At 59.6% G+C, this 13,693-nt stretch carries 10 protein-coding genes, 1 tRNA gene and 1 pseudogene; 11 read left to right on the top strand and 1 reads right to left on the bottom strand.

What is annotated here, in order from left to right; all coding sequences use genetic code 11:
- Positions 1–123: 123 nt before the first annotated feature.
- On the bottom strand, positions 124–1,788 hold the full coding sequence (locus D8U71_RS09025) for an OFA family MFS transporter (RefSeq protein WP_024011221.1): 1,665 nt from the start codon (positions 1,786–1,788) through the stop codon (positions 124–126).
- A 231-nt stretch (positions 1,789–2,019) separates the two neighbouring features.
- Here D8U71_RS09025 and D8U71_RS09020 point away from each other — a divergent pair.
- The 11 genes and pseudogenes from D8U71_RS09020 to D8U71_RS08975 all read left to right on the top strand — a co-directional run.
- Positions 2,020–2,234 (top strand): annotated as a pseudogene (locus D8U71_RS09020) (acetyl-CoA sensor PanZ family protein); the annotation flags it as partial.
- 78 nt (positions 2,235–2,312) lie between these two features.
- Positions 2,313–4,529 (top strand): AsmA family protein, encoded by a 2,217-nt coding sequence (locus D8U71_RS09015; RefSeq protein WP_130887628.1) that lies wholly within the window; start codon positions 2,313–2,315, stop codon positions 4,527–4,529.
- The gene (mutY, locus tag D8U71_RS09010) at positions 4,526–5,593 is read left to right on the top strand and encodes an A/G-specific adenine glycosylase (RefSeq protein WP_039756580.1); all 1,068 of its coding nucleotides are present in this window, start codon (positions 4,526–4,528) and stop codon (positions 5,591–5,593) included. Before D8U71_RS09015 ends, mutY begins: the two co-directional genes overlap by 4 nt.
- Positions 5,590–5,862, top strand: coding sequence for an oxidative damage protection protein (locus tag D8U71_RS09005; protein ID WP_016772129.1), 273 nt, complete (start codon positions 5,590–5,592; stop codon positions 5,860–5,862). Before mutY ends, D8U71_RS09005 begins: the two co-directional genes overlap by 4 nt.
- Before the next feature lie 91 nt (positions 5,863–5,953).
- Positions 5,954–6,029: transfer RNA gene (locus D8U71_RS09000), tRNA-Phe, on the top strand.
- 1,103 nt (positions 6,030–7,132) lie between these two features.
- Positions 7,133–8,269, top strand: a complete 1,137-nt coding sequence (locus tag D8U71_RS08995; protein ID WP_130887627.1) for an ImmA/IrrE family metallo-endopeptidase — start codon at positions 7,133–7,135, stop codon at positions 8,267–8,269.
- A 53-nt stretch (positions 8,270–8,322) separates the two neighbouring features.
- Positions 8,323–8,766, top strand: a complete 444-nt coding sequence (locus D8U71_RS08990; protein WP_241664216.1) for a DUF4411 family protein — start codon at positions 8,323–8,325, stop codon at positions 8,764–8,766.
- 514 nt (positions 8,767–9,280) lie between these two features.
- Positions 9,281–10,255: a 2,3-diaminopropionate biosynthesis protein SbnA gene (sbnA, locus tag D8U71_RS28805; protein WP_083387082.1), complete on the top strand. Its 975-nt coding sequence runs from the start codon at positions 9,281–9,283 to the stop codon at positions 10,253–10,255.
- A 5-nt stretch (positions 10,256–10,260) separates the two neighbouring features.
- Entirely contained in the window at positions 10,261–11,292 is a 1,032-nt protein-coding gene (gene sbnB, locus D8U71_RS28800) for a 2,3-diaminopropionate biosynthesis protein SbnB (RefSeq protein WP_241663650.1), read from the top strand.
- On the top strand, positions 11,286–13,067 hold the full coding sequence (locus tag D8U71_RS08980) for an FAD/NAD(P)-binding domain-containing protein (protein WP_130887626.1): 1,782 nt from the start codon (positions 11,286–11,288) through the stop codon (positions 13,065–13,067). Before sbnB ends, D8U71_RS08980 begins: the two co-directional genes overlap by 7 nt.
- Complete coding sequence (locus tag D8U71_RS08975; RefSeq protein WP_071174102.1) at positions 13,064–13,678, top strand: glutathione S-transferase; 615 nt, start codon at positions 13,064–13,066, stop codon at positions 13,676–13,678. The genes D8U71_RS08980 and D8U71_RS08975 overlap by 4 nt, the downstream gene beginning before the upstream one ends.
- Positions 13,679–13,693: the final 15 nt, after the last annotated feature.

Raw genomic sequence — 13,693 nt, 5'->3', positions numbered from 1 at the left:
AAACAAATGTGGGAGCGAGCCTGCTCGCGAATGCGGCACCCCAGCCAACATTGATGTTGACTGGTGCTCCGTCTTCGCGAGCAGGCTCGCTCCCACAGGTTCGGTGTTTATTCAGCTAACACCTTAGTGAAACAGTACCGCCGTCTTCTGCAGGGTCACCCACACACCCCACGCCAACGGAATACCCACCACCAGCCACGCCGCGATCGCCAGAGGCTTGGTGCCCGGCGCCGCTTTCCACTCCAGAACGGTGCTGGCATCGGCACCCTTGTCGTGGCCCAGCGCCTGTTCGGCGGCCAGTTCGGCGTCGGTCATGAAGTACTTGTCGGCCACCGGGCGCACCATCAGGTTGCACAGGAAGCCCAGCACCAGCAGGCCGGCGAGGATGTACAGGGTGATGTCGTAAGCGGCAGCGCGTTCCACGCCGATGCTCAACTGATATTCACGCAGGTAGTTGACCAGCACCGGACCGAGCACGCCGGCAGCAGCCCAGGCAGTCAGCAGACGACCGTGGATCGCACCGACCATCTGTGTACCGAACAGGTCGGCCAGATACGCCGGAACGGTGGCAAAACCACCGCCGTACATCGACAGGATGATGCAGAACGCCGCCACGAACAGCGCAACGTTGCCCAGATGGCCCATGTTCGGAATCAGCGCGTACAGGGCAAAACCCAGCGCGAAGAACACGAAGTAAGTGTTCTTGCGGCCCAGGTAGTCGGAGAACGAGGCCCAGAAGAAGCGGCCACCGATGTTGAACAGGCTCAGCAGACCAGTGAAGCCCGCTGCGATCGCCGCGATCGAGGCCAGTTGGCCAGCGTCGAGCTGACCAAACGGAACATCGACGCCCAGCAGTTTGCCGCCGAACACTTCCTGCAACAGTGGCGAAGCCATGCCGAGGATACCGATACCCGCCGACACGTTCAGGCACAGCACCAGCCAGACCAGACGGAATTGCGGAGTTTTCCACGCTACATTCACGTGAACGTGACGGTTGGTGATCATGGCGTTGGACGCTTTCTTCGCCGGAGCGGTCCAGCCTTCAGGTTTCCAGCCGGTTGGCGGCACGCGGTAGGACAGTGCGCCACCGATCATGAACACGAAGTAAATGGCCGCCATGGCCACGAAGCTCTGCCATACGCCCACGCCTTCTGGCGATGCGAAGTGGCTCATCAGTGCAGTCGCCAGTGGTGCACCGACCATCGCGCCGCCACCGAAGCCCATGATCGCCATGCCGGTCGCCATGCCGCGCTTGTCCGGGAACCACTTGATCAGGGTCGACACCGGCGAGATATAGCCCAGGCCCAGACCGATACCGCCGATCACGCCGGAGCCGATCCACATCAGCCAGATCTGGTGGGTATAGATACCCAGCGCGGAAATCAGCAGACCGCCGCACCAGCACAAGGCCGAGACCACGCCCGCTTTACGAGGCCCGGCGTGTTCCAGCCAGCCACCCCAGATCGCTGCCGAGCAGCCGAGGAAGATGAAGAACAGCGTGTAGATCCAGCCGAGCATGGAGATCGGCCAGTCGCAGTTCGACGAAAATACCTGTGCGATGAAGCTCATGTCCGGCGCGCAAGCCACCGGCGCGGTAACGCCGAGTGCCTTGGACAGCGGCAACCAGAACACCGAGAAGCCGTAGGCCATGCCGATGCACAGGTGAATGGCCAAAGCGGCCGGTGGAACCAGCCAGCGGTTGAAACCGGGCTTGGCGATGATGCGTTCCTTGGACAGGAACGCAGGCTGGTCGGCTCTGAGGCCGTCCGCCGTGATGCTCGTGCTCATTGTGTATCCCCCAATTGTTAGTATGGTTCGCCAGCCACTGCTCACCCTCGGCCTTATGCACGCAGGCATGACCGTTTTTTTAGGTGAAGCTCCTTGAAGGCGCGACGTTAAGTCGCAGACGGGCGGACGAACTGGCGAAGGTTACCATTCTCAGGTGACAGAAAAACCAAACTGATATCACCTTTTTTCAAGTCATCTGTTCTCGTACGACTCGGGAAGCCGCCAACCCCGCGTCTGCAAAGGCACCACGCCGTTTGCTACTTGTCCCATTTATGCGTGCGAAAAGTTACCCGTCGCCTGGGCGTGACTGAACGACTGGTGAACCAAGCGCAAAAAATGGCGTCGCAAGCGTGGGCCGGATTGCACCCTCTGGCGCCCGCCGGGCATCCTCAAGCGCAGGCCCTGTGGCGAAGTTGCAGGTGCCGCCGCCGACCCTCGGCAGATGACGCCACACCGAACCGGGTGCCGGCAGCGCTATACTCCCCGGCCATATGACCAATTCGACTAACTACAAGGACTCGCCCATGAAAGCGTTCGGCAAAATCCTGGGTCTGGTACTTCTCGGGCTGTTGCTGATCATTGTGGCGGCAGGCTTTGCCCTGACCCACCTCTTCGATCCCAACGACTATAAAGACGAGATCCGCCAGATTGCCCGCGACAAGGCCCACATCGAGCTGACGCTCAATGGCGATATCGGCTGGAGCCTGTTCCCGTGGCTCGGCCTGGAATTGCACGAAGCCAGCGTCGCCACCCTGGCCAAACCTGCCGAACCGTTTGCCGACTTGCAGATGCTCGGCCTGTCCGTGCGCGTGCTGCCGCTGTTGCGCCGCGAAGTGCAGATGAGTGACGTGCGCGTCGAAGGCCTCAACCTGCGCCTGAACCGTGACAAGAACGGCCACGGCAACTGGGAAGACATCGGCAAGGTGCCTGTGGCGCCGGGGGCGACTCCACCGGCCACAGCGGGCGCGACCGCCAGCGAGCCGACCCTCGCCGTGGAAAAACCGGCGCAACCGATCCGCCTCGACATCGACAGCCTGACCGTCAACAACGCCCGCGTTGAATACACCGATGAGCTGACCGGCAAGCAGTTCAGTGCCGAAAGCATTCAGTTGAGCACCGGCCCGGTACACGATTCGACCAATATCCCGGTGAAAGCCACCGCGTTCCTTGGCACCAACCAACCGGTACTGCGCGTGCGCACCGAGCTCAACGGCGAGCTGCGCTTCGAGCGCGCCTTGCAGCGTTACAAGTTCGAAGACCTGAAGCTGACCGGCGAGCTCGCTGGCGATCCGCTGCAAGGCAAAACCATGACCTTCTCTGCTCAGGGCCAGTTATTGCTGGACAAGGCAGCGAACGTCGCCGAATGGACCGGCATCAAGATTTCCGCCAACCAGTTGCGCGCATTGGGCGAGCTGAAAGCCAACGACCTCGACAAGACGCCACAGATCAGCGGCGGCATTTCCATTGCCCAGTTCGATCTGGCGAAATTCGTCGACAGCATCGGCCAGACACTGCCGGCGATGGGCGAAGGCAGCCTGAGCAAGGTCGAACTGGTCAGCCGCGTTGCTGCCACTCCGACCAGCCTGTCGTTCGACAACATCAACCTGAAACTCGATGACAGCAGCTTCAGCGGCCGCATCGCCATCGAGGACTTCGCCAAACAGTCGCTGCGCGCGATTCTCAAGGCCGACACGTTCAACGTCGACCGCTACCTGCCACCGAAATCGGCTCAGGCCAATAGCGCGACGCAGACGCGTCAGGCCGAAGTCGCCAGCACCGAGGCCGGCGCCGTCGCAGGCACCACGCCGCTGCCGGACAAACCGAGCAAAACCGCCTGGAGCACCGAGCGTCTGCTGCCGGTCGAACGCCTGGCCAAACTCGACGTCGATGCCGACCTGACTTTCGGCCAACTGACCCTCGACAAACTGCCGATCCAGAACGCCGCGCTCAAAGCCACCGGCCAGGGCGGCCTGCTGACGCTGACTAACCTGAGCGGTGATCTGTACAACGGCGGCTTCGTCGCCAACGGCACACTCGACGTGCGCCCAAGCGCGCCGGTACTGAACCTGCTGACCCGGCTCAATCGCGTCCCGGCGGAAAAAATTATCGAAAGCCAAGGCAAGAATCCGCCGGTCAAAGGTCTGGTAACGCTGACCAGCAGCCTCACCGGCAGCGGCAACAGCCAACAGGCGTTGATCGATACGCTGAACGGCAACGCCAGTTTCGTCATCAACAACGGCGTGCTGCTCAACGCCAACCTTGAACAGCAATTGTGCAAAGGCATCGCCACCCTCAATCGCAAATCCCTCAGCGGCGAGCCACGGGGCAAGGACACGCCGTTCGAAGAGCTCAAGGGCAACCTGACCGTGCGCAACGGCGTCGCCAGCAACCCCGACCTGAAAGTGCGCATCCCCGGCATGACGGTCAACGGTGACGGCGACATCGACCTGCGCGTGCTCGGCATGGATTACCGCGTCGGCATCATCGTCGAGGGCGACACCAGCGCCATGCCCGACCCGGCCTGTCAGGTCGGCGAGAAGTTCGTCGGCATCGAGTGGCCACTGCGCTGCCGTGGCCCGCTGGAACTGGGCGCCAAGGCCTGCCGTGTCGACAATGACCGTCTCGGTCAGGTCGCCAGCAAGATGGCTGGCAACAAGCTCAGCGAGAAAATCGACGAAAAACTGGGCGATAAAGTCAGCCCGGAATTGAAAGACGCGTTGAAGGGGCTGTTCAAGCGATGACAGCAGAGCAATTTTCCACGGCGGTGCTGGAGTGGTTCGACCGCCATGGCCGCCACGATTTGCCGTGGCAGCAGGACATCAATCCATATCGGGTCTGGGTGTCCGAGATCATGTTGCAGCAGACTCAGGTCAGCACCGTGCTCAACTATTTCGAGCGTTTCATGGCGGCGCTGCCAACAGTCGAAGCGCTGGCCGCAGCGCCGGAAGACGAGGTGCTGCACCTGTGGACCGGGCTGGGTTACTACACTCGCGCACGCAACCTGCAGAAGACCGCGAAGATCGTCGTCAGCCAGTACGCTGGCGAATTCCCGCGCGACGTGGAAAAACTCACCGAGCTGCCGGGCATCGGCCTGTCCACCGCCGGGGCGATCGCCAGCATCAGCATGGGCCTGCGCGCGCCGATCCTCGATGGCAACGTCAAACGCGTGCTGGCGCGCTTCACCGCGCAAGAGGGCTACCCCGGCGAACCGAAGGTGGCCAAACAACTCTGGGCCAACGCCGAGCGCTTCACCCCGCACGATCGGGTCAACGCCTACACCCAGGCGATGATGGATCTTGGCGCCACACTCTGCACGCGCAGCAAGCCGAGCTGCCTGCTGTGCCCGCTCAAGCGTGGCTGTGAAGCGCACATGCTTGGCCTGGAAACCCGTTATCCGATTCCCAAGCCGCGCAAGGCCATCCCGCAGAAACGCACGCTGATGCCAATGCTGGCCAACGGCGAAGGTGCGATTCTGCTTTATCGCCGCCCTTCGACGGGACTGTGGGGCGGTTTGTGGAGCCTGCCGGAACTGGATGATCTGGAAGATCTGCAGCATCTGGCCGATCAGCACTCGCTGACCATGGGCCAGCAGCAGGCGCTGCCGAGCCTGGTGCACACCTTCAGCCATTTCCAGCTGTCCATCGAACCGTGGCTGGTTCAGGTGCAGGAAGCCAGCCATCACGTGGCCGAGGCCGACTGGCTCTGGTATAACCTCGCCACCCCGCCGCGCCTGGGCCTTGCTGCCCCGGTCAAGACCTTGCTTGAGCGCGCGGCCGCCGTCTTGAATGCAGGAGAATCGCCATGACCCGCACCGTAATGTGCCGCAAGTACAAAGAAGAACTGCCCGCGCTGGAACGCGCCCCATTCCCGGGTGCCAAGGGCCAGGACATTTTCGACCACGTCTCGGCCAAGGCCTGGGCCGACTGGCAGAAACACCAGACCCTGCTGATCAACGAAAAGCGCCTGAACATGATGAACGCAGAAGATCGCAAATACCTGCAGGGCGAAATGGACAAGTACTTCTCCGGCGAGGAATACGCCAAGGCCGAAGGCTACGTGCCGCCAGCCGAATAACCCGCAGATTTCGTAAGCGACGGAATTAATTTAAGAAATTTTCAAAAAGTCGTTGACGTAAATCCGAAAAACCCTTTTAATGCGCCCCGTTGCCCAGATAGCTCAGTCGGTAGAGCAGGGGATTGAAAATCCCCGTGTCGGCGGTTCGATTCCGTCTCTGGGCACCAAATACCGAAAACCCTGAATCGCAAGATTCAGGGTTTTTTTTATGCCTGCGATTTGATCCCCCTCCTCACTTCCCCCTGCGACGTATCGGATTCAAACTGTGCACATGGCAGGGACAGATGCCATTTATGGCACAACCTTGGAAAGATCCGAGAAGCGACATCTACCAAACTCGCCGCTGCGTCCCGAAGGACGTGAAGCCCTAACTCCCTCACTTGGGCAGGTTCTACAAGCGCCTGCCTTGAGACAACCTGCCGACTCGAAGCCAAAACTTGCTTCGCATTCAGAGCGGATAAAACCCGAAAAGCTCTTTCGGCGCACTCGCCCTCAAAATCAGGGCGGATTTTCCCCAGCTCCTAATGCCGCTGAGATTGGCGCATCGCTGGCAACGCGACAGCCTATCTCCTATCAACAAACTTTGGAGCTCTCGGAGATTGCAGACAAGCGCTGTGGCACTGAACACACCATCACACTAAGCATGCCGACAGAGTCCCTCTCAGCTTCGAGAATGTTCGGCATACAGCCGACCAAAACAAGCTATTCGAGGATTCTGAATCCTGGGCTGGCAGGACACTTGATCCGGACGGCGCTAGCCGAGAATTGAGAAAGCGCTTAGGCAGATACCAGGCGACCATCAATCGCATCATTGAGCACTGGAGGACTTATCAGTTGGACGTGTCGAGCGCGAGACTCTAGAGGCGCTCGAAAGCTCACTGCGAGCACCCGAGCAAGGGCAACGAAACGAGCTCTAAACGCTCCGGAACAGATAGTGCAGGCCAATGCATTGGGCTTACCTCGCCTGGTACAACCACGGTGAGCCAGCAGCGCTAAGCCATTGATCCAGTCCGGGTAACGGGAGATACGAGACGGACTACAGTTTGTAACATGACCTCAGAAATCTTTGAGTCAAACGCATGGAACAGCTTGCAACCATCCATCAATTGACGAACGCACCGCTTTAAAAATAACGTAAAGTTCACCACCCTAATGGGCGCTCTGAGCTGAGCCAAGGAGAAAGGCTAATGCCACATAGCAGTGATCGAGTTCGGCCAAACATTCCTGCAATCAATGCAGTCATTGACCTCTTCTATCCGTTTGTAATGCCATGACTCAGGCAGCTTTGGTAAATCCGACCATTCTCACGTGGTCCCGGGAACGCGCTGGTCTATCGACTGAACAGGTCGCCCGAAAACTTCCCGTCAAACCTGAACGCGTTGAAAGATGGGAAGCAGGAAAGGCGAGGCCTACGTTCTTGCAGGCTCAAAAGTGGGCAAGTCTTGCTCATATCCCTTTTGGCTTTCTGTTTTTGCCAAAACCGCCAGCAGAGGAGCTTCCTCTACCAGACCTAAGAACGGTACGAGGCATAGCCCCCGAACAGCCCAGCCTCAATCTCCTGGACACCGTAAAAGATGCAATACGCAAGCAAGATTGGTATCTCGAGCATCTTCACGACCAAGGACGCGAAGAGTTGCCTTTTGTTGGCCGATTTACGTCCCGATCCTCGGTAAAAGATGTTGCGGCTGACATGCGAGCAACGCTGGGAGTTGACCCCTACGTCGCACGCCTTGACTACGAAAAATATAGCCGTGCACTCATCCTGGCCGCCGAGGATGTAGGTGTGCTGGTAATGCGCAGCGGCATCGCCCTTGGGAACACTCACCGTAAATTAGAGGTCGATGAGTTTCGCGGTTTTGCTATTAGCAACGCCTTCGCTCCTGTTGTCTTTATCAACAGTGCCGACGCGCCAACTGCGCGCCTCTTTACCCTGATGCACGAGCTCGCTCATATATGGATTGGAAGTAGTGGTGTTTCTGACGGAAATACTGCTGCAGGCCGAGAAGAAGAGCGATTCTGCAACGCAGTAGCGGGGGAATTCCTAGCCCCAGAGGACCTGTTCCGCGCAGCGTGGGATACCCAAATCAACTGGGAAGAAAACCTCGCACCACTATCTACACGCTTCCACCTGAGCAAGCTGGCTGTGGGCCGTCGAGCACTTGACCTCGGGTACCTTACTCAGCCTCAGTACAGTGCTTATTATCGACGTGTTCTGAAGGAGTTTCGGGACAAGGAAGGTGGCATGGGCGACTACTACAGAAATACCACTGCAAAGAACAGTGCTCGCCTAAGTAGAGCTGTTTTAAACGAAGCATTGAGCGGCCGACTGCTCTTGCGCGACGCAGGAATCATCCTTGGCGTGCAGCCGGCCAAATTAAGGACTCTTGCCAGTAAGCTCACGGAATGAATCATCTACTCGACGCGAACACCTTAATAGAAGCGAAGAATCGCTACTAGGGTATGACGTTCTGCCCCGCCTTTTGGCAATGGTTGCTTTTGCAAAACCAAGCAATGGCTTTGGCAAGCATTACATCCGTCAAGGAGGAGATCGCTAAAGGCAACGACGAATTAGCGAAGTGGACGGCTGAAAATACCAATTTTTTTCATGATATTAGCGATGAACACACACAGGCAGCGTACATTGCGGTTGCTACGCATTTGGCCGAGCTGGCACCCAAAATGAAGGCAGGCGCGCTGGAGGAGTTTCTGTCCGGTGCAGACCCCTGGCTCATCGCCAAAGCAATGTGCACAGGAGCTACAGTTGTGACTCACGAAGTTTTGAATTTGGAAGCGAAGCGGAAGTTTATTATCCCCAATGTCTGCAAGCACTTTGACGTTCCTTACATGAACACTTTCGAGCTACTTCATACATTGGACGCTAAGTTCGTGCTACCGCACGGTTAGCCCTATCGCCTCTGGTACACTCGCCCTCCCAACTCTCCCCGAGGGCACTACCCAGGCGGACGCGCAGATATCCAGCCCCGCGTCGGCGGTTCGATTCCGTCTCTGGGCACCAAATACCGAAAACCCTGAATCGCAAGATTCAGGGTTTTTTTATGCCTGCGATTTGATCTCCCTCCTCACTTCCCCCTTCGATACATCTGGATTCCATCTGTACTGGAAAAAACCAGAAATCTGTATCTCTCCGCGCAAATGGCGTTTCGCCAATACTTCAAGCAAGCCTTGGCGAGCCAATGACTGGCTCTACTTTGCGCCCCGCAACACTCTGGACTCCTGTAGCCCTCAGAGCGCAAAACCTGATTTTTTGAATCGATCGGCGTCGCCCGCAAGGTCACTTCCTGTCCAGCGAAAAATCTGAACCCAACCCACAGGCGAACTGCAGTTAGTGCTTTTCAAACATTCCAGGATGAATGCTGGCGCCCCCGTGCGCCCGGCAAAAGAGCGAAACGGACGACGTATGATCAAGCAACTTATCAATGAAGACAGTTATGTGCAGATCGGCGATCTTTGCAGCGCAACGATCCAGCTGAAAATCGAAGGACTGAATCCTGCCGGCTCCATCAAGCTGAAGACCGCGCACGCGCTGATCACTGATCTTGAAGTCCGCGGACTGATCAACCACAAGACCCGCCTTATCGAATCCTCGTCGGGGAATCTGGGCGTTGCGCTGGCCATGGTCTGCGCCGCCAAGGGTTACCAGTTCGTTTGCGTAATCGACCCGAATATTTCCGCGCCGAACCGCAAGCTGATTCAAGCCCTGGGCGCGCAAATGCTCATGGTCGATCAACGCGACGAGAACGGCGGATATCTGAATTCGCGGATTCGTCTGATCGAGCAACTGGTCGCTGACAACGCCGACTACATCTGGCTCAACCAGTACAAGAATCCGACCAACCCCCTCGCCCACTATCAAGCGACTGCCAGGTCCATCGCGCGCAAGTTTCCCCAGGTGGATTACCTGTTCGTCGGCGCGGGTACCACCGGCACGCTGATGGGCTGCAAGAACTACTTCGCCGAACATCATCCGCAGACCAAAGTCATTGCCGTCGATACCGTCGGCTCGGTGACGTTCGGCCTGCCGGGCGGTACGCGCCATATTCCGGGGCTCGGCACCAGCCGCCTGCCGGAGATATTCGAGTCGTCGGGCATTCACGACTTCCTGTCGATTCCCGAGGAACAGACGATCAAGGTCTGCCGTTGGCTGGCGCAACGCTACGGCCTGCTCTTCGGCGGCTCCACCGGCACTGTGCTCGCCGGCATCCGCCAGTGGGCGCCGCATATCCGGCCCGACGATGTCGTGGTGGCGATCTCCCCCGACATGGGTGAGCGCTATCTCGAAACCATCTATTCCGACGACTGGGTCACCCAGCGGATCGGCGCAACCGCACTGCAGCCCCTCTTCCCTGAAATCGCTCTGGCACTCTCGGCGTAATTCTCATGACCACACAGAATCCGATCCAGCCGTTCCACGTCATCCCCGGCGCTGTCGTCAAAGACATCCTCAACGGGCTGCGGCATGCAACCATCGACATGGTGGCGCAGACCTACCTGACCCACGAGCGTGGCGAAACCGTTAACCCCGACAGTTATTTCCTGCGTTTCCCTGCGCAACCGGCGAACCGGATCATTGCGCTGCCGGCGGCCATCGTCGACAGCGAGGGCGATCAATCCGTCTCCGGAATCAAGTGGATTGCCAGTTATCCCGACAACATCAAGTCAGGCATTCCGCGCGCATCTGCCGTGCTGATTCTCAACGACCCGCAGACCGGTTATCCCTACGCCCTGCTCGAAGGTGCACTGATCAGCGCCGTGCGCACGGCGGCGTCGGCGGTATTGGGTGCCTGGTGGCTGAATGGCCAGAATCGCCACGCGGCGACACTGTCGATCATTGGTGGCGGGGTAATCTCAAGAAATATCCTCGAGACTTTCGTCGCCGACGACTGGTCCTTCGACAGCGTGGGCATTCACGATCTCAACGCGGAATCGGCGCAAGCCCTCGCGGAATTTGGTGAACAACTGGGCCTGCCGGATGTACGCCTGCTGTCGCTCGAAGAAGCACTGACTGCCGACATCGTGGTGTTCGCCACCAGCGCGGGCGAGCCGTACGTAAAAGGCCAGGGCACGTTCCGCCCGGGGCAGATTGTTCTGAACATCTCGCTGCGGGATATCGGCGCCGAAATCATCGAGGAAAGTTACAACTACTTCGACGACATCACCCATTGCCTGAAGGCCAATACCTCACCGCATCTGGCCGAGCAGCAATATGGCCATCGCGACTTTGTCACCGGCACAGTGGCGCAGCTGATTCGCGGTGACCTGCATGTCGCCCAGGACAAACCGCTGATCTATTCGCCATTCGGCATGGGCATTCTCGATCTCGCGATTGGCCGGATGATCCACGACATTGCGGTGGCGGCCGGTACGGCAATTGTCATCCCGTCATTTTTTGGCGAGGAGCGCAGATGGTGAAGGCCCCTGTACACATCGGCTTGGTCGGCTGCGGTTCGCGCGGATTGTCGATATTCGAGCGCCTGTTGAGCCGCGCCGAGGAACGCCCGGAACAACCGGTGTTCATCGACATCTTCGAGCCCAACGTGCTCGGCAGCGGCGCGCACTGGCCCGATCAACCGGACTACCTGTTGCTCAACACCGTCGCCGGTCAGCTCGGGGTATTTCCCGACGCAGCAGCGTTCGGTGATCTGACCGACGCCCGGGAACGGCCAGGGCCGGACTTTCTCGCGTGGTGCCGAGCACGGCGCGTCAAGGTTGACCCCGACAGCGGCCTGCTCGCCGCCGACGGTCGCGACGTCGAGCCGGAGGATTTTCTGCCACGGCACCTGCTCGGCGCTTATCTGGCCGACGCCTTCACGCGGATCCTCACGACCGCCCCCGCCTGGGTAACGGTCAATCTGCATCGGCATCAGGTCACGGCGGTCGAGCGCAACGAGAATCAGCAATACCTTCTGCTAACCGCCGACGGCGCTGCGGTGACGGTGGATCGTCTGGTGCTGACCGTTGGCCACACCGGACGCCTGCGCCTGGCGGGGCAGAACCGGGTCGACAACGTTTACCCGCTGCCGGGCAGCCTCATCACCGTCGAGCCCGGCGAAACGGTGTTGATCGAAGGGCTGGGCCTGGGCGCCATGGACACCCTGGCGGCGCTGACGGCTGGCAGAGGCGGGATCTACAAACCCATGGCCGATGGCAGTCACACTTACCAGCCGTCGGGTCAGGAGCCGGTGATCTTCATTCAGTCGCGGGACGGGCTGCCGTTTCGCACGCGTCCCAATGGCTTGATCGGCTGCCCCCGCCATAGCGCCGTGCTGCTCACGAGCGAGCGCATCGAATCGTTGCGGGGCAACGCGCATAACCGTCGGCTGGATTTCGAACGGGACATTCTGCCGCTGATGCTGCTGGAGATGCGTGCCGCTGCGGTCGCCGTTCTGCATAAACCCTCAGCGCCACAACAGCTGCTTGAGCAGCTCAGAACCGTCAGCGTTGCCGGCCCAGCAGGTGTTGTCGCCTGCGAAGCTTTGCTGCGCAAGTTCGAAGCGATTGCCGGGGCAATCAATCCGCTGGAGCTGATCTGCCACGCACTGCCCGACAGCGTGACGCCTTACAACTATCACGCATGGATTTACGACACCCTCGAAGCCGACTTGCATGAAGCACGCCTGGGGCGAGGCGCGTCGCCGATCAAAGCCGCCATCGAAGTCTGGCGCGACTTGCGTGACCGGCTGCGTGAAGCGGTGGATTTCGACGGGCTCACCGAAGATTCGCATCGGCAGTTCTATGGCCGCTGGCACAAGGCGATCAATCGTCTGGTCGCCGGCCCGCAGAAGGAGCGCCACGCCGATCTGCTCGCGCTGTGTGATGCCGGCCTGCTGACCTTCCTCAAGCCCGGCTCACGCCCGGCTATCGAACACTTCAAGCGAGTCGCCGGTTACGTCCAGAGCAGCGGCGTCAGCCACAGCGACTGTGCACCTGTGCGCGACCTAGCGCGCCTGGGCCTTGTGCGTCCGCGCACCGATGTGCCGGGCATCGACGGCATCGATGTCGACGCGGCGTCCAACCCCAAGTCGAACAGCGGCGAAACGGTGCGCGACATCTGGGTGTTGGGTCCGCTCGCTGAAGGTTCCTGTTATTACAACCACTACGTCACCTCGGCGGGCGCACCTTCGCGGCTGTTCATGGACGCCCATCGAGTCGCCACCGCCATCCTTGAGACAGGAACTCGCGCATGAAACTCTACTATCAGACGCATTCGCCGTACGCCCGCAAGGTACTGGTGCTGGCTCACGAACTTGGCATCGCATCGAGCCTTGAGGTGATACATCACGAGACCAGCCCGACTTCACCGAACGCGACCATTTACCAGGCCAACCCTTTGGGTAAAGTGCCGGTGCTGATGCTGCCGGACGACAGCGCACTGTTCGATTCAATCGTGATTTGCGAATACCTCGATGACCTGAGCGGTGGTGGAAAATTCATCCCGGCCAGCGGCCCCGAGCGCTACAAGGCGCTGCGCCTGCAGGCATTGGCGCAGGGCATGTGCGACGTCGGCATCAAGCTGCGCTGGGAAGTCGAGCGGCGTCCCGAGGCTTTGCGCTATCCGGCGTACGCGGACGGCCAGGCCTACAAACTCAAGGAGGCGTATCGCTTCATCGAAGAGCACGTCGACCTCAATGGCCCGATCACCGTCGGCCACATCGCCTTGGCGACAGCGCTGGACTGGATCGCTTTCCGTCAACTCTCGGACTTCTCGGCGCAGGCACGCCTGAGCGAGTGGTATCAGACGTTCTGCCAGCGCGCGTCCATGCGGGCGACCGAGTACAGCGGACAGACGCACGATTAAGCCAAGGAAACCGCT

This window comes from Pseudomonas sp. Sample_21 (assembly GCF_004307525.1).
Lineage (GTDB): Bacteria > Pseudomonadota > Gammaproteobacteria > Pseudomonadales > Pseudomonadaceae > Aquipseudomonas > Aquipseudomonas atacamensis.
This window is presented reverse-complemented; position numbering and strand designations above follow the sequence as displayed.

Bases quoted from the DNA above. Each gene is read 5' to 3' on its own strand.
- sbnA (WP_083387082.1), top strand. From the start codon at position 9,281: ATGATCAAGCAACTTATCAATGAAGACAGTTATGTGCAGATCGGCGAT.
- D8U71_RS08975 (WP_071174102.1), top strand. From the start codon at position 13,064: ATGAAACTCTACTATCAGACGCATTCGCCGTACGCCCGCAAGGTACTG.
- D8U71_RS08995 (WP_130887627.1), top strand. From the start codon at position 7,133: ATGACTCAGGCAGCTTTGGTAAATCCGACCATTCTCACGTGGTCCCGG.
- D8U71_RS08980 (WP_130887626.1), top strand. From the start codon at position 11,286: ATGGTGAAGGCCCCTGTACACATCGGCTTGGTCGGCTGCGGTTCGCGC.
- D8U71_RS09015 (WP_130887628.1), top strand. From the start codon at position 2,313: ATGAAAGCGTTCGGCAAAATCCTGGGTCTGGTACTTCTCGGGCTGTTG.
- mutY (WP_039756580.1), top strand. From the start codon at position 4,526: ATGACAGCAGAGCAATTTTCCACGGCGGTGCTGGAGTGGTTCGACCGC.
- D8U71_RS08990 (WP_241664216.1), top strand. From the start codon at position 8,323: ATGACGTTCTGCCCCGCCTTTTGGCAATGGTTGCTTTTGCAAAACCAA.
- D8U71_RS09005 (WP_016772129.1), top strand. From the start codon at position 5,590: ATGACCCGCACCGTAATGTGCCGCAAGTACAAAGAAGAACTGCCCGCG.
- sbnB (WP_241663650.1), top strand. From the start codon at position 10,261: ATGACCACACAGAATCCGATCCAGCCGTTCCACGTCATCCCCGGCGCT.
- D8U71_RS09025 (WP_024011221.1), bottom strand. From the start codon at position 1,788: ATGAGCACGAGCATCACGGCGGACGGCCTCAGAGCCGACCAGCCTGCG.